The organism is Arthrobacter sp. NEB 688, assembly GCF_013201035.1.
Taxonomy (GTDB): Bacteria; Actinomycetota; Actinomycetes; order Actinomycetales; family Dermatophilaceae; genus Phycicoccus.
The window spans coordinates 292201-309199 of sequence record NZ_CP053707.1 but is presented as its reverse complement, the minus strand read 5'-3'; the positions used below and the strand labels follow the sequence as shown (position 1 = coordinate 309199).

At 72.2% G+C, this 16999-nt stretch carries 22 protein-coding genes, 1 tRNA gene and 1 pseudogene; 15 read left to right on the top strand and 9 right to left on the bottom strand.

Features of this window, described 5'->3' with window-relative positions:
* From HL663_RS01510 to HL663_RS01480, 8 genes and pseudogenes are all read left to right on the top strand, one after another.
* Window positions 1-249 (top strand): hypothetical protein, encoded by a 249-nt coding sequence (locus HL663_RS01510; RefSeq protein WP_173026734.1) that lies wholly within the window; start codon window positions 1-3, stop codon window positions 247-249.
* Window positions 249-500, top strand: a complete 252-nt coding sequence (locus tag HL663_RS01505; RefSeq protein ID WP_173026733.1) for a hypothetical protein — start codon at window positions 249-251, stop codon at window positions 498-500. The genes HL663_RS01510 and HL663_RS01505 overlap by 1 nt, the downstream gene beginning before the upstream one ends.
* A gap of 47 nt (window positions 501-547) precedes the next feature.
* A pseudogene (locus HL663_RS19490) lies at window positions 548-1021 on the top strand (hypothetical protein); the annotation flags it as partial.
* A gap of 126 nt (window positions 1022-1147) precedes the next feature.
* On the top strand, window positions 1148-1942 hold the full coding sequence (locus HL663_RS01500) for an FtsK/SpoIIIE domain-containing protein (RefSeq protein WP_173026732.1): 795 nt from the start codon (window positions 1148-1150) through the stop codon (window positions 1940-1942).
* A complete protein-coding gene (locus HL663_RS19435; protein ID WP_173026731.1) occupies window positions 1939-2334 on the top strand; it encodes a WhiB family transcriptional regulator in 396 nt (131 codons plus the stop codon). Before HL663_RS01500 ends, HL663_RS19435 begins: the two co-directional genes overlap by 4 nt.
* Window positions 2321-3832 (top strand): replication initiator, encoded by a 1512-nt coding sequence (locus tag HL663_RS01490; protein WP_173026730.1) that lies wholly within the window; start codon window positions 2321-2323, stop codon window positions 3830-3832. The genes HL663_RS19435 and HL663_RS01490 overlap by 14 nt, the downstream gene beginning before the upstream one ends.
* Complete coding sequence (locus HL663_RS01485; protein WP_353654109.1) at window positions 3727-4032, top strand: helix-turn-helix domain-containing protein; 306 nt, start codon at window positions 3727-3729, stop codon at window positions 4030-4032. The genes HL663_RS01490 and HL663_RS01485 overlap by 106 nt, the downstream gene beginning before the upstream one ends.
* A gap of 149 nt (window positions 4033-4181) precedes the next feature.
* Window positions 4182-5198: a site-specific integrase gene (locus tag HL663_RS01480; protein WP_286175851.1), complete on the top strand. Its 1017-nt coding sequence runs from the start codon at window positions 4182-4184 to the stop codon at window positions 5196-5198.
* Between the two features lie 40 nt (window positions 5199-5238).
* Here HL663_RS01480 and HL663_RS01475 read toward each other — a convergent pair whose 3' ends face one another.
* Complete coding sequence (locus HL663_RS01475) at window positions 5239-5562, bottom strand: histone-like nucleoid-structuring protein Lsr2 (RefSeq protein WP_173026728.1); 324 nt, start codon at window positions 5560-5562, stop codon at window positions 5239-5241.
* Between the two features lie 221 nt (window positions 5563-5783).
* Window positions 5784-5859, bottom strand: a tRNA-Lys gene (locus HL663_RS01470).
* Window positions 5860-6131: 272 nt separating this feature from the next.
* On the opposite strand from HL663_RS01470, the gene HL663_RS01465 reads away from it, so the two are divergent.
* Window positions 6132-6698 (top strand): 2'-5' RNA ligase family protein, encoded by a 567-nt coding sequence (locus HL663_RS01465; protein ID WP_173026727.1) that lies wholly within the window; start codon window positions 6132-6134, stop codon window positions 6696-6698.
* A gap of 3 nt (window positions 6699-6701) precedes the next feature.
* Here HL663_RS01465 and HL663_RS01460 read toward each other — a convergent pair whose 3' ends face one another.
* Complete coding sequence (locus HL663_RS01460) at window positions 6702-7139, bottom strand: MarR family winged helix-turn-helix transcriptional regulator (RefSeq protein WP_173026726.1); 438 nt, start codon at window positions 7137-7139, stop codon at window positions 6702-6704.
* A 137-nt stretch (window positions 7140-7276) separates the two neighbouring features.
* Between HL663_RS01460 and HL663_RS01455 the strand changes: the two genes are divergently transcribed.
* Window positions 7277-8461 (top strand): MFS transporter, encoded by a 1185-nt coding sequence (locus tag HL663_RS01455; protein ID WP_173026725.1) that lies wholly within the window; start codon window positions 7277-7279, stop codon window positions 8459-8461.
* Window positions 8462-8542: 81 nt separating this feature from the next.
* Here the strand turns inward: HL663_RS01455 and HL663_RS01450 are convergent, their stop codons facing one another.
* Complete coding sequence (locus HL663_RS01450) at window positions 8543-9118, bottom strand: NADPH-dependent F420 reductase (protein WP_173026724.1); 576 nt, start codon at window positions 9116-9118, stop codon at window positions 8543-8545.
* Window positions 9119-9301: 183 nt separating this feature from the next.
* Here HL663_RS01450 and HL663_RS01445 point away from each other — a divergent pair, with 183 nt between their 5' ends.
* Window positions 9302-9766 carry a MarR family winged helix-turn-helix transcriptional regulator gene (locus HL663_RS01445; protein WP_173029934.1) on the top strand — a complete coding sequence of 155 codons (465 nt, stop codon included), beginning with the start codon at window positions 9302-9304 and terminating at the stop codon, window positions 9764-9766.
* 123 nt (window positions 9767-9889) lie between these two features.
* Window positions 9890-10432: a cysteine hydrolase family protein gene (locus HL663_RS01440; protein ID WP_173026723.1), complete on the top strand. Its 543-nt coding sequence runs from the start codon at window positions 9890-9892 to the stop codon at window positions 10430-10432.
* Window positions 10433-10445: 13 nt separating this feature from the next.
* On the opposite strand, the gene HL663_RS01435 is transcribed toward HL663_RS01440, so the two are convergent.
* The 3 genes from HL663_RS01435 to HL663_RS01425 all read right to left on the bottom strand — a co-directional run bounded on the left by HL663_RS01435 (window position 10446) and on the right by HL663_RS01425 (window position 13021).
* The gene (locus tag HL663_RS01435) at window positions 10446-11798 is read right to left on the bottom strand and encodes a hypothetical protein (protein WP_173026722.1); all 1353 of its coding nucleotides are present in this window, start codon (window positions 11796-11798) and stop codon (window positions 10446-10448) included.
* Window positions 11795-12313: a SigE family RNA polymerase sigma factor gene (locus HL663_RS01430; protein WP_173026721.1), complete on the bottom strand. Its 519-nt coding sequence runs from the start codon at window positions 12311-12313 to the stop codon at window positions 11795-11797. The genes HL663_RS01435 and HL663_RS01430 overlap by 4 nt, the downstream gene beginning before the upstream one ends.
* 111 nt (window positions 12314-12424) lie before the next feature.
* Window positions 12425-13021, bottom strand: coding sequence for a hypothetical protein (locus HL663_RS01425; RefSeq protein ID WP_173026720.1), 597 nt, complete (start codon window positions 13019-13021; stop codon window positions 12425-12427).
* Between the two features lie 144 nt (window positions 13022-13165).
* On the opposite strand from HL663_RS01425, the gene HL663_RS01420 reads away from it, so the two are divergent.
* From HL663_RS01420 to HL663_RS01410, 3 genes are all read left to right on the top strand, one after another.
* Window positions 13166-13402, top strand: a complete 237-nt coding sequence (locus HL663_RS01420; protein ID WP_173026719.1) for a hypothetical protein — start codon at window positions 13166-13168, stop codon at window positions 13400-13402.
* A 329-nt stretch (window positions 13403-13731) separates the two neighbouring features.
* Entirely contained in the window at window positions 13732-14568 is an 837-nt protein-coding gene (locus HL663_RS01415; protein WP_286175848.1) for a GmrSD restriction endonuclease domain-containing protein, read from the top strand.
* A gap of 180 nt (window positions 14569-14748) precedes the next feature.
* Window positions 14749-15087, top strand: a complete 339-nt coding sequence (locus HL663_RS01410; RefSeq protein ID WP_173026718.1) for a hypothetical protein — start codon at window positions 14749-14751, stop codon at window positions 15085-15087.
* A gap of 80 nt (window positions 15088-15167) precedes the next feature.
* Here HL663_RS01410 and HL663_RS01405 read toward each other — a convergent pair whose 3' ends face one another.
* Window positions 15168-15461 (bottom strand): DUF4193 domain-containing protein, encoded by a 294-nt coding sequence (locus HL663_RS01405; protein ID WP_030528457.1) that lies wholly within the window; start codon window positions 15459-15461, stop codon window positions 15168-15170.
* A gap of 207 nt (window positions 15462-15668) precedes the next feature.
* Window positions 15669-16811, bottom strand: coding sequence for a serine/threonine-protein kinase (locus HL663_RS01400; RefSeq protein WP_286175847.1), 1143 nt, complete (start codon window positions 16809-16811; stop codon window positions 15669-15671).
* Window positions 16812-16999: the final 188 nt, after the last annotated feature.

Sequence of the window (16999 nt, the reverse complement as noted above, 5' to 3'; positions counted from 1 at the left end):
ATGCGTGCCGTCGACACCGTGGCGTGGACGGAGACCTTGGGGGTCGGCCGCAAGGAGCTCCCGTGGGCGCTGCGGAACAAGGCCCGTCAGATCGCCGAGATCCACGACGAGGTGACCCGCCTGCGCGTAGCTCTCGCGGCCGGCCCCGACGAGGAGCTCGTCATCATGCTCTCTTCCGCCTCGAGGTCGCTCGCGGAGGCGGGTGTCCGGGTGACCGAGACCTTGACGGACCTCAACCGGAGCGCGTGATGCGCAGCGGGACGCCGTTGGAGTGGGCGAATCTTCTGGGCGTCGGACCTGACGACCTGCCGGCCAGCACGCACCTGCTTGTACGAGGGGTCGAGGTGCTCGACGACTCCATTGTGCAGCTCCGGACGATGCTCCACGACTGCCCCGATCGAGGTCTGGACGAGGCGCTGCTGCAGCTCGAGCGGCGCATCCGGGACGTCGTGGCGCTCATCCGCGACCTCCACCACGAAGTGCTGCAGGAGCTGATGTGAAGTTGCACCATTCCCAAATCATCACCGAGGCCGACGACCCGCTGTCGATGACTCTCGAGGCCGTCGTGCGGAGTATCTGGCTTCTCGCGAGGCTAGTCGTCGGGGGCGTCGTCGTCCTCTGTCGGCACCCGCTGACGGCAGGAACCCTCGGCGTCTGTCTGGTTCTAGCCTGGCTCGGCGGGCTCCGGGCGGGAGCCGGGGTGGCGACGACGGTGGTCGCTGGGCTCGTCGGTTGGCGGTTGGCGCGGCCAGAGTCGTTCCACAGAGTTACCGGTCCACGGCTTGCGCTCCTGTGGAGGGCTCCCGTGTACCGGTTCCGGTGGCACCGCGTCGCGACCCGGTGCGGACTCGTCGTGCATCCGCACGGGGTGGTGGTCCACGATGAACCCGCGCGGCACAGGATTCCCATCATTCTGCGAGTCACTGTCAGCTCGGCCGGCATCGACCGGCTGCTCCTACGGCTTCCTGTGGGTCTGACACCAGACGATGTCGCGCGGCGGGCCGAGGCCGTGGGGCACGCCTTCCACGTGGCCGATGCTCGCGTAGTCCTCGCCCGGCCCGGACGCGTGTGGCTCGAGCTCCGACGACATGACCCCTTGGCGCGGGTGGTGCCTCCAGTACCTGCCGGACCAGTTGCGCTCGCTGGCGTGCCACTCGGCATGGGGGACGACGGCAAGGCCTGGCGCTTCAGGGTCGAAGGCACACACGCGCTCATCGCGGGCGCAACTGGAGCCGGCAAGGGATCGGTCCTCTGGAGCCTGATCCACGGCCTCTCGCCAGCCATCAAGCAAGGCTGGGTCCAGGTCTGGGCCATCGACCCGAAGGGCGGCATGGAGCTCGGCCTCGGGCGGGGCGCTTTCGCCAGGTTCGAAGGCGGGCATCCGGAGGCGATGTGTGACCTCTTGGAGGAGGCCGTCGACCTCAAGAGCCGGCGCAGCCTGGACCTGTCGACGCACGGACTCCGTTCGCACAGTCCTTCATCCGACAGTCCGCACCTGGTCGTCGTCATCGACGAGCTCGCCACGCTCAGCGCCTTCGCGGAACGCTCGGTCGTCCGACGCATCGAGCACTCGCTCGGGCTGCTGCTCACCCAGGGCCGGGCGGTGGGCATCACCGTCATCGCCGCCGTGCAGGACCCGGGGAAGGACGTCGTCGGATGGCGAGACCTCTTCCCGACGCGGATCGCGATGAGGTTGGACAACCCCATCCAGGTCGACATGGTGCTCGGTGACGGCGCCCGTGAGCGTGGAGCCCGCGCCGACCACATCTCCGAGCTCACACCCGGCGTCGCCTACATCCGCACCGAGGGAACTCGAGACGTGCGCCGGGTCCGCGCGTCGTACCTGAGTGACGAGGACGTCCTGAGTCTGTCCGCCTCGCTGTCGCCGTCCCCGACCTCGGACGAGCCCCACAACGACCGAGACCAGGGAGAAGCAGCATGACCTCCAGCGACAACCATCACCGCGTGGCCTTCCGCACCTTCGGGCAGCCACTCGCCCACGTGAGGACTACCCCATCCGTGATCAAGGAGCTCGACGGGCTTCGCTGGCGCCTTCGGGGTCGCTGCGCCGGCGACCGGTCAGGCGCGTGGTTTGCCGATCTTCGAACGCCGGCTGCGCGGATGGCACGGCAGGCGTGCGTGGCCTGTCCCGTGAGGCGGCGCTGCTTGGCTGCCGCGTTGCTCTACGGCGAGGAGTACGGCATTTGGGGAGGTTTCGCACCCGAGGAGCGAACTCTCCTTGATGCGCGGCTCCACCGTGGGGAATCCCTCGATGCGGTTGTCAGAGAGGCTGCCAGGGCGACGTTAGCGAGGGATCTCGATGAGGCTGTCTGACGTTCCGCTCGAGGCGGTACAGGAGTATGCCGTCAAGGAACAGGTCTGCATCCGGCCGTTGTTGCGGAGGGTCGTCGACCGGGAGACCGGCGCAGCCTCGGTCATCGCGCTGCCCTGTCAGTCGACGCGAGAGTCACGTTGCCCCTCGTGTGCCGCCCGGGCGAGGAAGTTGCGGATGACGCAGTGCCTGGCGGGCTGGCACCTCGCGGAGGAACCTGAGCGGCTACAAGAGGTCGTTGTGGCCGGGGCTGAAACGTCACTCCCTGAACCAGAGTCAGTTGCCAGGACTCGCTCAACCAGCCGCCGAAGCGACGCGCCGGATCTGCCGCGGATTTCACAGGAGGACAGAACAGTCGGTCGGGTCTTCGAGTCGCCGGAGGGGCGCACCTACCGCCCCTCCATGTTCATCACGCTGACGCTGCCGGGATACGGACGGATCCTTCCTGGAACGGGCACCCCTCGGGACTTCGCGCAGTACGACTACCGTCGAGCAGCTCTGGACGCTCTCCACTTCCCCAAACTTCTCGACCGCTGGTTCCAGAACCTCAGGCGGTGCGCCGGCTACAAGGTGCAGTACTTCGGGGCCGTCGAAGGGCAACGGCGGCTCGCGCCACACTTCCACGTCGCCGTTCGGGGAGCCATCCCCCGGGCCGTCATCAAGGAGGTCACCACAGCGACTTACCACCAGCTGTGGTGGCCGCCGATGGACGATCCTGTGTACGTCAGTGAGCTCCCGGTGTGGGACGGCCTCGACTACCTCGATCCGATCACCGGGCTTCCTCTTCAAACGTGGGCCGAGGCGCTGGACGAGTTGGACAGGCAGCCTCTCGCTCGGCCGGCGCACGTTCTCCGATTCGGATCGCAGATCGACATCCAGGGGCTGCTCGCCGGCTCCCCAGATGCCGACCGCTCAGTCCGCTACCTCACGAAGTATCTGACCAAGGCCGTAGGGGAGACGTACGCCAGGGACGCGAACGCCTCGTACGAGGCCCACATCGACCGCCTCCATGCCGAGGTTCGGTGGCTGCCCTGCTCCCCCGACTGCGCGAACTGGCTGCGGTTCGGTGTTCAACCACGAACCGTCAGCGCCGGACTCGTCCCCGGACGGTGCCTCAGCAAGGCGCACGACCGAGAGCACCTGGGTGTCGGTGGGCGACGGGTCCTGGTCTCGCGCGGATGGTCCGGGAAGACGCTCGCGGACCACAAGGCTGACCGCGCCGCCGTCGTCCGCCAAGCGCTCGAGGAGGCGGGCATCGAGGTCGAGTCGGCGCGACGGATGGCTGCCGATGTCGTGGCCTCGGACGGCGACGCGCGCTTCCTCTGGTCGGCCGTCGTCAGCCACGGAGGCTCGTCGGCCAGCATCATCATGGAGGCCGTCGTCCAACGTCGCAGATGGCGCGAGCAGTACGAGCAGGCCAAGGCTTTATGCGGCAGCGACCCTCCTGTGGAGAGTCGTTCGGCAACTGCCCGTTCGATAACCAGGAGGGCTGCCGGATGAACGGCAACCTGCTCGCCGAGGATCGCCTCTGGAGCGTAGAAGACGCGAGCTACTACCTCGGCGTTCCGATCCAGACTCTTTACTCGTGGCGAGGGCAGGGGGTGGGCCCTCCTGGTCGCCGTGTGGGTCGACGACTGCGTTACCGCCCCGAGGACGTCAAGGCGTGGGTGGCCGGCCTCTCAACGAACGTGGCGTCATGAGGCGACTGGGCATCGGTGAGTACGGCGAGATTTCCTACGCAGCCAGAGGGCGCAGCACGTCTGCGACCGTCTACTACCGGGACTTCAGCGGCCGCCGCCAACGAATACGGAAGAGCGCTCCGACCCGTGCAGCTGCCAGGCGTGCGGTCATGAGCGAGCTGAACCGGGTCTTGGAGGGAGGGGAGCAGGATCGGGTAGCGGCCGCGATGCCCTTGTCGACGGCGGCCGCCGCGTGGCTTGCCTCGATCGAGGAGCGTGTCGAGCGGGGAACGAGGAGCCCCTCGACGCTCGACCTGTACCGGCACGCCGTCAAGCGACACGTTGTCCCTCAGCTGGGTGAGTTGCTGCTGGCGGAGACCACCACCGCCCGGCTCGACCGCTTCCTCCAAGGGGTCCTGCGGACCAAGGGCTATGCGACGGCGAAGCTGTGCCGCACCATTCTGTCTGGGATCTGCGGTTGGGCCGTGCGCCAGGGCGGGCTGACGACGAACCCCGTCCGTGACGTCACACCGCTCGAGCTCGATCGGGACCGTACGGCGAAGGCGCTGACGCCGAGCGAGGTCCATGAGTGGCTATCGGTCCTTGACGAGGATGAGTTCGCCCGCCGGCGTGACCTCCCGGAGCTCGCGCGGTTCGTCCTCGCCACAGGACTGCGTTTGGGCGAAGCCCTAGGCGTGCGATGGTCCGACATCGACTTCGACCGAGGCGTCGTCAGCGTCGAGCGCACGGTGATCCGCGTGAACGGCAAGGGGCTGATCGCCTCACGGTTGAAGTCGCGATCGAGTTACCGCGTGCTGGTGCTGCCGGGCTGGTGCCTGACGATGCTCCGCGCACGAGGAGACCGCCTGGGCATCAGCGATGGACCCGTCTTCGCCGACGCCAAAGGCGGCTATCGCGACCGCAACAACGTCGGCGCTGCATTCCGTCGGGTCCGGCAGGGAACGCAATTCGAATGGGTCACCCCACATACGTACCGAAAGACGGTCGCGACCATTCTCGACAGCAGCGGCGCGAGTGCGCGAATGATTGCCGATCAGCTCGGGCACTCGAGAATCTCGATGACCCAGGACGTCTACATGGGACGTCGTGCCGTAACGTCGGCGATGGCCGAGGTGTTGGAGTCACTGGAAGGCTCGACCGACGGCGGGATAGCGCGCAATGAGTGAGAGCGCGAGCGTCGAAAGACGCGGCAATGCAGTCGAGCTGTCAGCGGCCCTTCAGCGCATCGATCGCTGCCCTGGGAAGCCGGCCCCGGTCCTTGACGTCCGGAAAGCCGTTCTTGCGCAGCCACTCACGGTCATCCGAGGTCACGGTTTCGCGGCGAGCAGGGGTAGCGCGTGCGCGGGTGCTCGTCGCCCTGCGCGCTGCGTTGAGGTACGGCGCAAGAGCCTTCTCCATCGCAGCGCGGTTCTTCTTCGACAGGTCGATCTCGTAGCTGGCGCCGTCGAAGCCGAATGCGACTGTCTCGATGTCCGAGCTCTCCTTGCCATCGAGGTCGTCCGAGAAAATCGTGACCGTTCGCTGGGCCATGTGGTTCCTTTCCACGAAATGGGTTCGCCGGAGTCAACCACAGCAGATGCCGTTGACCACATCGCGAGCCGTCGCCGTGAGGGTGATCTGGCGGGGCCGATGTCCGTGGCAGAGCTCCTGCTCCGACCGGCGGAAGTGACGGGATGTAGCCACACATATCGCCACACCCCCCTGATTTCGGGGTGCGAGCGATCAGCGGTACCGCGGTTGACCTGCGGCTTTGGTGGGCCCCGTGGGATTCGAACCCACAACCTACGGATTAAAAGTCCGCAGCTCTGACCGTTGAGCTAGAGGCCCGGGGGTGGAGGCACTTCGGACCGGTCGAGGACACCCCGTGGCCCGGATGTCCCGCGCACCCGCGTGACCGAGGGTAGCGTCACCTCCGGCCACTCCCGGTGGCGCGGGGCCCGAGGTCCGGCGGCGGCCGGGACGGGCGCGGCGCGACGAGTCGGCCTGCGCGGCGCTCCGGCTCGGGGTGGTTCGGTCCGCACAGGCCCGTGCCTCCCGGCACACGAGGGCCAGCGGTGCCACGATGTCGTGGAACCGGACGACGAGGGTGAGGAGGTGACATGCAGCTGTCCGTGGCGGTGCTGCCGCCGGACCACGTCCGTGAGGCGGTCACGGGCATCGTCGCGCGCGTCCCCGGCGCCGCCCAGCAGCTCGAGCTCACCCACGCGGGGGCCTTCCGGCTGCGGATCATCGGGCTCGGCAACCTCACGGTCCCGGATGCGCGGCGTCTGCACGAGGCGCTCTACTGGCCGACCCGTCGCTTCGGGCTCAAGGCCCGCATCCGGCTCTCGGGCGTCTGGGCGCTCGAGGACGAGACCGACCCGAGCATCGCCCTCAAGGTGCAGGGCGACGTCGAGCACCTGGCCCACATCGCCCGCAACCTGCCCCCGCTCGTCGCCGACCACGCCTTCTACGTCGACCGCCGCCTCTTCGTGCCGCGGCTCACCGTCGCGAAGGTCACCGACGCCACGACCGTGCCCGTGCTCGAGCAGGTCGTCGAGGCGCTGGGGCGCTACGAGAGCCCCGAGTGGGAGGTCTCTTCGGTGCAGCTGCTCAGCCGGGTCCACCGCGACACCGGCTACTCGTTCGAGGTCTTCGAGGACCTGCCGACGAGCCCCGAGGCCTGACCCTCAGGCGAGGCCTGCGGCGTCGACGAGGTCGGCGAGCTCCGGTGTGTCGCGGGCCTGCTCGACCGCTCCGTGCAGTGCGTCGTCGGCGGTGGGACGGGCGCGCTCGAGCAGGTCGCGCCCTGCGGGCGTCAGCTCGGTGTAGATGCCGCGCCGGTCGTCCGCGCAGAGGATGCGCGTCAGGAGGCCGCGGTCCTCGAGGCGGTTGACGAGCCGGGTGGCGGCGCTGGGGGAGAGCGCGGCCGCGCGGCCGAGCTGCGTCATCCGCAGGTGCCACCCGTCCTGGCGCGAGAGCGTGTCGAGGACGGTGTACTCGACGACGGACAACCCGTGCTCCTCGGTGAGCGAGCGCTCGAGCGTCGACTCGATGAGCCCGTGCAGCGCGGTGAGCCGGCGCCAGCCCTGCGCGCGCACCTCGACCGCGGTGTCGCTGATCCCCATCGGTCCTCCTCCTCGTCGTCCACGTGCGTCACCATCATATCGCGTCTTGCAATATCCCGCGTCTGCAACTAACGTCGTCCCAGTTACTTGCAGACGCGGGATACCGCCGCGTGCACTCATCACGAGAAGGACCAGTCATGCCCCTCGCACTCCTCGCCCTCGCCGCCGGCGGCTTCGGCATCGGGCTCACCGAGTTCGTCATCGCCGGGCTCCTGCCCGACGTCGCCGGCGACCTCGGCGTCACCGAGGCCACCGCCGGGTGGCTCATCTCTGGCTACGCGCTCTCCGTCGCGGTCGGCGGCGTCCTGCTGACGATGGCCACCGCCCGGCTGCGCCCCAAGCCGGTGCTGCTCGGCCTCATGGTGCTCTTCGTCGCGGGCAACCTCATCTCGGCGCTGGCCCCCACCTACGGCCTGCTCATGGCCGGCCGGGTCGTCGCGGCCCTGTGCCACGGGGCGTTCTTCGGCATCGGGTCGGTCGTCGCCGCCGGCCTCGTCGCCCCCGAGCGGCGCGCGGGCGCCGTCGCGACGATGTTCGCCGGCCTCACCGTCGCCAACGTGCTGGGCGTGCCGTTCGGCACCTTCCTCGGCCAGGCCCACGGCTGGCGCTCGACCTTCTGGGCGATCACCGGCATCGGCGTCCTCGCGCTCGTGGCCATCGCCGTCCTCGTCCCGTCCGCCGGCGCGCAGGGGCGGCAGCCGACGAGCCTGCGCACCGAGGTGCGGGCCTTCGCGAGCGGTCAGGTCTGGCTCTCGCTCGTCGTGACGGTCCTCGGCTTCGGCGGGATGTTCGGCGCCTTCACCTACATCGCCTACACGCTGACCGGCGTCTCGGGCTTCGCCGCCGGCTGGGTCCCGTGGCTCCTCGTCCTCTTCGGGGTCGGCCTCTTCGCGGGCAACCTGCTCGGCGGGCGCGCCGCCGACCGCGACGTCGACCGCACGCTCGTGCTCGTCCTCACGGGGCTCACCCTCGTCATGGTCGCCTTCGCGCTCGCCGCGCGCTCGCAGGCCGCCACCGTCGTCCTGCTCGTGCTCATGGGCGGCTTCGGCTTCGCCACCGTGCCGGGCCTGCAGATGCGCATCATGCGGTTCGCGGGCCAGGCCCCGACCCTCGCCTCGGGGGCGAACATCGCCGCGTTCAACGTCGGCAACGCCCTCGGCGCCTGGGTCGGCGGGATGACCATCGCGGCCGGCCTCGGCTACACCTCGCCGATCTGGGCCGGCGCCGCGGTCACGGCCCTCGGGCTCGTCGTCCTCGTGGTCGCCCGGCGCTCCGCCCGGACGGCCGAGCCCGCCGAGGCCCGCGAGCCCGCCCTCGTCTGAGGGCCGGCCGCCACGATCGACGACGGAGCCCCCGCGCCGGCAGGTGCCGGTGCGGGGGCTCTCGTGCTGCGGTCGGTCGGCTCAGGCCTCGAGCGCGAAACCGCCCGTCCACGGGGTCTTCTCGCCGACGGCGAGGGTCAGCTGGACGAAGCCGAGGGCCTCGAGCTCGCGGGCGCGGCGCAGGCTGCCGGCGTCGACGGCGCGCAGCCCGGCGGCCGTGACGACCTCGGCGAGCGTGGCCTTGGCGTCGGCGTCGTCGCCCGCGACGAGCACGGTGGTCGGCCGACCGGCGACCTCGCCCGAGGTGAGGGTCGCGACGAAGTTGGTGTTGAAGGCCTTGACGACGTGCGAGTCCGGGAGGAGCGCCGCGAGCTCGGCGGCCGCGGAGGAGTCGGCCGGGACGACGAGCGCGTCGAAGGTCTGGAAGTCGAGCGGGTTGGTGATGTCGACGACGACCTTGCCGGCCAGCTCGGCGGACCGGGCGGTCGCGATCTCGCGCAGCGCCGGGTAGGGGACCGCGAGGACGACGACGTCGCCGGTCACGGCCTGGTCGGCGCCGTCGCGGCCGAGCACCTGGACGCTGCTGCCGCCCTTCTCGGCCAGGGCGGCGATGGCCGAGCCCATGGACCCCGCTCCGATGATGGTCACTGCGGTCATGACGGTGTCTCCTCGACGATCGTTGGTTGTTGCTACAACCAACGTAGCACCGAATAGTTGTCTCAACAACCATCGAGCGGGCAGACTGGGTCCGTGCCCGCCTCCACGCCCCGCCCCCCGTCGTCCGGCGGCGCGCCCGACGACGGGACCCGGTGGCTCACGGCCCCGGAGCGCGCCGCGTGGATGCGGGTCGTCTCCGTCCTCGAGCTCCTGCCGGGAGCCCTCGACTCCCAGCTGCGGCGCGACGCCGGGCTCACCTTCTTCGAGTACTACCTCCTCGCACGGCTCTCCGAGGCGCCCGGGCGGGTGCTGCGGATGACCGCCCTCGCGCGCGGGACCAACTCGACGTTGCCCCGGCTCTCGCACGTCGTCCGGCGCCTGGAGGACCGCGGTCTCGTCGAGCGCCTGCCGTGCCCCGGCGACGGGCGGGCGACCAACGCGCACCTCACCGAGGTGGGCTGGGACGCCGTCGTCGCCGCCGCCCCGGGCCACGTCGAGGAGGTCCGCGGCCGGGTGTTAGACGGCCTCGACGCCGAGCAGGTCGACCAGCTGCGCGCCATCTGCGACGGGCTGCTGACGACGCTCGACCCCGAGGGGCGCACCAAGGCCTTCGACGGGCTCGGCGCCGAGGACCAGTCCACCGGCTGAGGCGTCGACCCGGCACGGGCGAGGTGGCCGGAGGGCGCGCCGGGCCCTCGGCAGGCTCGGCCGTGCTGGGATGGAACCGACGACCGTGCCGCCTCCGAGGCGGCCCCTGACGACAGGACACCGATGACCACCGCGCTCCTCCTCATCGACATCCAGGACGACTACTTCCCGGGGGGCGCCTTCCCCCTCGTCGGGCCCGACAAGGCCGCCGAGCACGCCGCGGACGTCCTCGGCCGGTTCCGCGCCGCCGGCCACCCGGTCGTCCACGTGCAGCACGTCTGGGACGACCCGGAGGCCGACTTCTTCCGGCCGGGCACTCCCGGGGTCGAGATCCACCACCGGGTCGCGCCGCAGGACGGCGAGCCCGTGGTGCAGAAGGCCTTCCCGAACGCGTTCCGCGACACCGACCTCCGGGCGATGCTCGACGGCCTCGGCGTCGACTCCCTCGTCGTCGCCGGGATGATGACGAGCCTCTGCGTCGACGCAACCGTCCGGGCCGCCGCCGACCTCGGGCTCACGGTCACCGTCGTCGCGGACGCCTGCGCGGCACCGGACCTCGAGTTCGGCGGACGCACGGTCGTCGCGGCCGACGTGCACGCCGCGTTCCTCGCCGCCCTCGCCGACTCCTACGCCACGGTCACGACTGCCGGGGACCTCGAGGTCTGACCGGCCCGACCGCTCACGACATCCGCACCGGGTGACGTCGGCGACGGCGCCACAGGACGACCAGGACGACCGCGAAGCCGAGCAGCACCCACGGACCCCACCGGACGAGTCGCTCGGTCCAGACGGCTCGGGTGTCGACCTGCGGGGTGCCGCGGAGCTCGTTGCCCGCGAACGAGACACACGCTCCGTCGTACAGAGCCGAGACCGCGACGAGGTCGAAGGCGGAGCCCGACCGGCCCGAGTACCGCGCGCCGGGGTCCTCGACGAACCCCGCCACGTCCCCGTCGGCGTGGACGGGCAGCCCGTCCTTCCAGGCCGGCCGGCAGCCCCACCCGTCCCAGCCGAAGAACGACCCCTGCAGGTAGTGAGCGGGGTCCAGGGTTCCGTCGGGCGACGGCTGCCCGAGCCCTCGACCCGTCCGCGTGTCGAAGAGCATCGCGTGGGTCCCGGCGATCACGCCGCTGTCGGGGTCGACCTCACCCTGGGTGAGCAGCAGCCGCGTGCCGTCGGGGGAAAGGTCGGCACGCATCCCCGGGGCCTCGGGGTCGCCCCACGAGACGGTCGCGCCGGTCGGGGTCCAGGTGGGGTCGCCGACGGTCCAGCGGTAGAGGTCCAGCACGGTGGGGGAGCCGGAGGGCTGCAGCGCCAGCACGGTGTCGTCGTCCAGCCATCCGGCGACGACGGGCTGGACGGCGTCGTCGACCAGGGGCGCGTCGGCGGTCGAGCCGTCCGTCGCGACGACGACGCCCACCGACACCGGGATGCCCTGGTTCACGCCGGCGACGAGGACGCGCGAGGAGTCGGGTGACCAGAAGGCGGGCTGCTCGGGCGGCGTCCACCGGCGCTCGAGCGTCGAGCGCGCGCGGAGCCCGGGGACGGTGGTGCCGGTGCGCAGGTCGGTGAGGACCGGGCCGCGGGCGAGCCACCGGCCGTCCGGCGACAGCGACGGGCCGGCCTCCGTGGGCACCGGCACGTCGGTGTCGAGGACGAGACGTCGCACCTGCCCGGTGGGGGAGACGACCCACGGGCGGGCCGGGTCCTCGCCCAGGACGACGGCCGCGGTGGTCCCGGGCGTCGAGGTCTCGGTCACGACGGGCGGCTTCGGGATCGCGCCGGGGTAGGACGTGAAGCGGACGGGACCGTCGTCGACGCGGACGGCCGGGACCGCGGCCCGCGGGGAGCCGGCCGGCCACGCGAGGAGGGCGACGAGCGCGGCCACACAGGCGGCCGCGAGCAGGGGGACGGCGCGTGCGGCCCGGCGGCGGCGTCGCCCGCCGGCCCACAGTGCCTCGGGCGCCGGCCCGGAGGCGTCGTCGACGCCGTCCACGAGGTGCTGGAGGGCGGTGGTCAGGGTGTCGGGGGTCATCGCAGGCTCCCCTCCCGTCCGAAGGTGGCGGCGAGCTCGGGCGCGAGGACGCGCAGCCGCTCGAGGGCGTGCCGGGTCTGGGACTTGACGGTGCTGACGGAGCAGCCGAGCACCCGCGCGGTCTCGACCTCCGTGCGGTCCTCGTAGAAGCGGGCGACGAGGACCGCGCGCTGCCGCGGGGTGAGGCGACGCAGGGCCGCCTCGAGCGTGACGCGGACGTCGGCGTCGTCGGACGGGTGCGACCGCGGGGTGCGTCCCTCGGTGGAGGAGTCGACCGGGTCCGGCTGATGGCGTCGCCAGCGCCAGGCATCGACCGAGCGCGTGTAGAGGATGCGGCGGACGTAGGCGTCGGGCGTCGCCGGGTCGACCCGGCTCCAGTGCTGCGCGGCACGGACCAGCGTCTCCTGCACGAGGTCCTCCGCGGAGTGGCGGTCGCCCGTCAGCAGGACGGCCGTGCGCAGCAGCGGGCCCCACCGCTCGCGCACGTAGGCGTCGAACGCCTCGCGATCCGCCATGTCCCCTCCTCGTCGTGCGGCCGGGTCCCCGCCGCCTCACCCATGAGTACGCACATCACCCCGTCCACGGGTGGATGTCGGCCGCTCCGGGTGTCGCGCCGCTGCGAGGGGTCAGCCCGACGGCGCGGTGAAGGGCATGACGGGCAGGGCCTGCGTCTCGCTCTCGCCGACCGAGCTGGTGGTGGTGACCTGCTGCGCGGCGAGGTCCATCGTGAGGTCCACGACGCGGTCGTCGATGGTCGCGTACTGGTCGCTGCGCCAGACGCCGTCCGCCACGAGGAACCACAGCGGCACCGACCACGAGGCCCCGACGTCGCCGGCCCGCACCGCGACGTCGACGTTGAGGACGGGGCTCTTCGTGGAGAAGTACTTCCGGCCGAGGTCGGAGGGGTCGATCGCGACGGACCAGTGCCCGGAGGGGTCGGTCTCGACCTCCGGGGTGGACCGGATGTCGACCGCCTCGCCGACCTTCGTGTCGTCGTCGGCGGGCCAGATCTCGAGGTGGACCGTCGCGCGCTCGCCGTCCGGGAGGCCGAGGACCGTGCCCTGGATCGCCGTCAGGCCGGTGGAGGGCCCGGCGGGGGCCGGGGCCAGGGTCCGGGGGACGGGCGCCGTGCCGTCGGCGCCGGCCGTCGCCGAGGTCGAGCCGCACCCGGCCAGGGCGGTCAGCGAGAGGCCGAGCAGCAGCGCTCCCAGGCGTCGAGCCATCGGTGCCTCCGTCCTCCTGTGCGCGTGGCCGGCGACCATGAGACCACGGCGGGAGGACAGCACACCCGGTGAACAGGGCAGATCCCGTCCGTCCGGCCGAGCCGTCGATGGCCCCGTGGTGGGGTGGGCGGGCATGCTGGACCCGTGAGCACCTCCTCGGGCCGTCGGGTCACGACCGGGTCGGTCGTCGTCGCCGCTCTCGCCGTCGCCTTCGCGGCGGTCGCGGGCTACGGCCTGTTCTGGATGGGGCTCGGGCTGCTGTTCGCCCTCGGGACGCAGCTGTTCGTCAGCGTCCTGGGCGTGGTGGCGGTCGTCGTCGCGGCGGGCGTGGCCGTGGTGAGGCAGCGGGCCACGGCGCGGCGCACCGACGAGCGCCTCTAGGTCGACGGGGCGGAGCACCGCGTCCCGCACGCCGAGGTCGTCCGTTCGGTCGGCGCTCCGCGAGCCTCGAGGAGGCGGCCGGCCCTGGAAGGCATCCTGTCCCGGTGCGGCACACCGGGACACCTGACCACGTTCAGGATGGTCGACGAGGCCGACATGCATCCGGTGGTCGGGTCGCCGTGGCCGCCGGCGCTCTCGTGGCCCTGATGCTGACCGGCTGCGCCGGCGCGGAGGCCGATGCCCCCGTCGCTGCGCCGACCGCGACCCACACGCGGACGCCGTCGACGGTCACTCCGACCCCGACCCCCACCCGCTCGACGCCTCCGCCGGTGGCCACACCGGCTCCGGCGTCCGCGCCGCCCTCCGCGTCCCCGAAGCCCCGGGGTCCGGCCCTGGCGGCCCTCGCCGGCATCCCGGTCAAGGGTCGCGCGCCGAGGACGGGCTACGACCGGGACCGCTTCGGGCAGGCCTGGGCCGACGCCGACCGCAACGGCTGCGACACCCGCAACGACGTGCTGCGCAGGGACCTCACGGACGTCACGCTCAGGGGTGGGACGCGCGGGTGCGTCGTGCTCTCGGGCTCGCTGCACGACCCCTACACCGGGCGCACCCTCCGCTTCGTGCGGGGCGCGGGCACGTCGGGCGCCGTGCAGGTCGACCACGTCGTCGCGCTCTCGGACGCCTGGCAGAAGGGGGCGCAACGCTGGCCGGCGTCCACCCTGACCGCCTTCGCCAACGACCCGCTCAACCTCCTGGCCGTCGACGGCCCGACCAACGCGGCCAAGGGTGACGGCGACGCCGCCACCTGGCTGCCCCCGCGCGCGGCCGGCCGCTGCGCGTACGTCGCCCGGCAGGTGGCCGTCAAGATCCGGTACCGCCTCTGGATGACCGCCGCGGAGCGCGCGGCGACCGAGCGCGTCCTCGCGAGGTGCCCCGGGCAGCCGCTGCCGACGGCGCGGCGCATCCCCCTCGGCGGGTCGCCCGAGCAGTCGGCACCGACGACACCGCGTCCTCCGGCGCCGGCCCGACCGGAGGCTGCGCGCGACCCCCGCTTCGCCACCTGCCGGGCGGCGAAGGCCGCCGGCCACGGCCCCTACACGCGCGGCCGGGACCCGGAGTACGGCTGGTACCGCGACGGTGACTCCGACGGGATCGTCTGCGAGTAGGCATCTCTCGGGACGCGTCCCCGACACGGCTGCGCAGCAGCCGGTTGCGGGCAGACCGCCGGTGACCGCCCTCGTCGTCACCCGGCCGGCGCCGGCGCAGCCTGATGGTCCGAGCGGCCCCGGACCGGCACACTCGTGGGCGCACGGTCCGTCGGACCACGAGCGAAGGGGAGCACCTCCATGTCCGCACCCGCCACGCCGCCACCCGTCCCGGCCTTCGAGCCGCCGCCGAGCGGCCCGACCGGTCCGCCGCTCGTCCGGCTCCAGACGTGGGTCAACGTCGTGCTCGTCATCATCCTGCTGGCCTCGTGCGGCGCCGCGGGCAACGCGAGGGACGTCGTGACCCAGGTCGTGGACGGCGGCGACGCCGCGTCGAGCGCGCAGGTCGAGGACATGTGCCGCCTGCTCGGCGCCGTCGCGCAGAAGCAGGGCATCGACCTCGACACCGTCTTCCCCGCGTCCTCGGGCGACCCGTCGAGCTCCTGCCGGGACGTCGCCCGCACCCCCGGCGCCCCCTGAGGCCCCGGGACGCGGGATGGCCGCACTCCGGAAGAGTGCGGCCATCGGGGTCGTGCGGGTCGTGCGGTGGTTCCGGACGGTCAGGCGCAGTCGAGGCAGATGCTCGTGCCGGGCTTGGACTCCTGCGAGCGGTGCACGAGGAGGAAGCAGCTGATGCACGAGAACTCGTCGGCCTGGCGCGGGATGACCCGCACCTCGAGCGAGAGGTCGGACAGGTCCGCGCCGGGGAGGGTGAGGCCGTCGACGGCCTCGGTGTCCTCCTCGAGGAGGTCGACGCTGGTCCCGCGGGAGCGGGCGGCGTCGAGCTCGATGATGTTGTCGGACTTCTCCTCTTCGCCGTCACGGACCCGGGGAGCGTCGTAGTCGGTTGCCATGTCAAGCACCTCTCGGTCGAGCTGGGTCGGCTGGGGCGGTGAGGCCGGAGCCATGAGTATGTCGAGGTCAGGGACCCTTGTCAAAGCTTTGTCTCAAGTTTGACGAAGGTGCGTCTGCTCGGTGAACGGTGGGGGAGCCGCTGGTGTTCCCGCGGGGGTCGCGCGGCCCCTGCGAGGGGCCCGGCGAGGGCGGCGGCGGGGGCCTGCTCAGCGGGTGAGGGCGAGCACCAGCCCGACGGCGAAGGTCGCGGCGATGACCGCCGTCGCGGGCAGCCACGCCCAGTGGACGCGGCGGACGCCGTCCTCGCCGACCGTCACGGACGGACCGGCCGGCACGCTGCCGCGCTCGTGGTGCAGCGCTCGACGGCGCCGACGGCCGTGGGGGTGGCCCAGGGGCGCCACCGGGGTCGTGGGGGTCGGCGAGGGGTCGCGGACGGGCGCCGCGGCGGCTGCGGCCGCCTCGTCGGCCGACCGGCGCTCGGCGGAGAGGGCGTGCCCCCGGACGTGGTGGGCGGCGACGTCGGCCGCGGGCTCGGCGTCGACGTCGCCGAGCCGCTCGCCGAGCTCGCGTGCGCTGGCGGGGCGCTCTTCGGGGCGCTTCGCGAGGCACTGCTCGACGAGCGTGCGCAGCGCGCCGGTGACGTGCTCCGGCAGCGGGGGCGGCGGGTCGTGGACCTGCGCCAGCGCGGTCGCGACCGGCGTGTTGCGATCGAACGGCCTTCTGCCGGTGAGCATCTCGTGCGCCACGATGCCGAGGGCGTACAGGTCGCTGGCGCCCGTGGCGGCCTCCCCGAGGGCCTGCTCCGGCGAGAGGTAGTGCGGCGTGCCGACGACCTCGCCGGTCAGCGTGTGGCCGCTGCCGTCGAGCGCTCGGGCGATGCCGAAGTCGGTGAGCTTCACGGTGCCGTCGGCGGTGAGCAGGATGTTCGCCGGCTTGACGTCGCGGTGCACCACCCCGGCCTCGTGCGCGACACCGAGCGCCAGCGCGGCCTGCGCGACGACCGAGCGCACCCGGTCGGGGGCGAGGGCGCCCTCCCGGCGGACGAGGGCCGAGAGCGGCTCGCCGTCGACGAGCTCCATCACGAGGTAGGCGAGGTGGTCCTCCTCGCCGTAGTCGTAGACGGTCGCGATGTTCGGGTGCGCGAGGGCCGCCGTGTAGAGGGCCTCGTCGCGGAAGCGCCGGGCGAACACCGGCTCGCTCTCGGTGCTGGGGCGCAGGACCTTGACGGCGACCGTGCGGTCGAGGACCTCGTCGTCGGCGCGCCAGACGTCACCCATCCCGCCGGAGGCGATGCGCGAGCCGAGCAGGTACCGGCCCCCGAGGCGGTACCCCTGCTGCAGCCGGTTCACCGGTGTCGACTCGTTCGCACGGTGTCGACTGTACGCGCGTCCGGAGGCCGCGCTCGCCAACCCTGACCTGCGGTGTTGAGGGTTTGTCGAGAAGTTCACCTCGCGTGCACCCCACCCGTCCCACGCCTCACATCCCGGCCCGGCCTCACACGCGAGGGGGAGGGCAGGACCCGTCCCGCGGGGGAGCC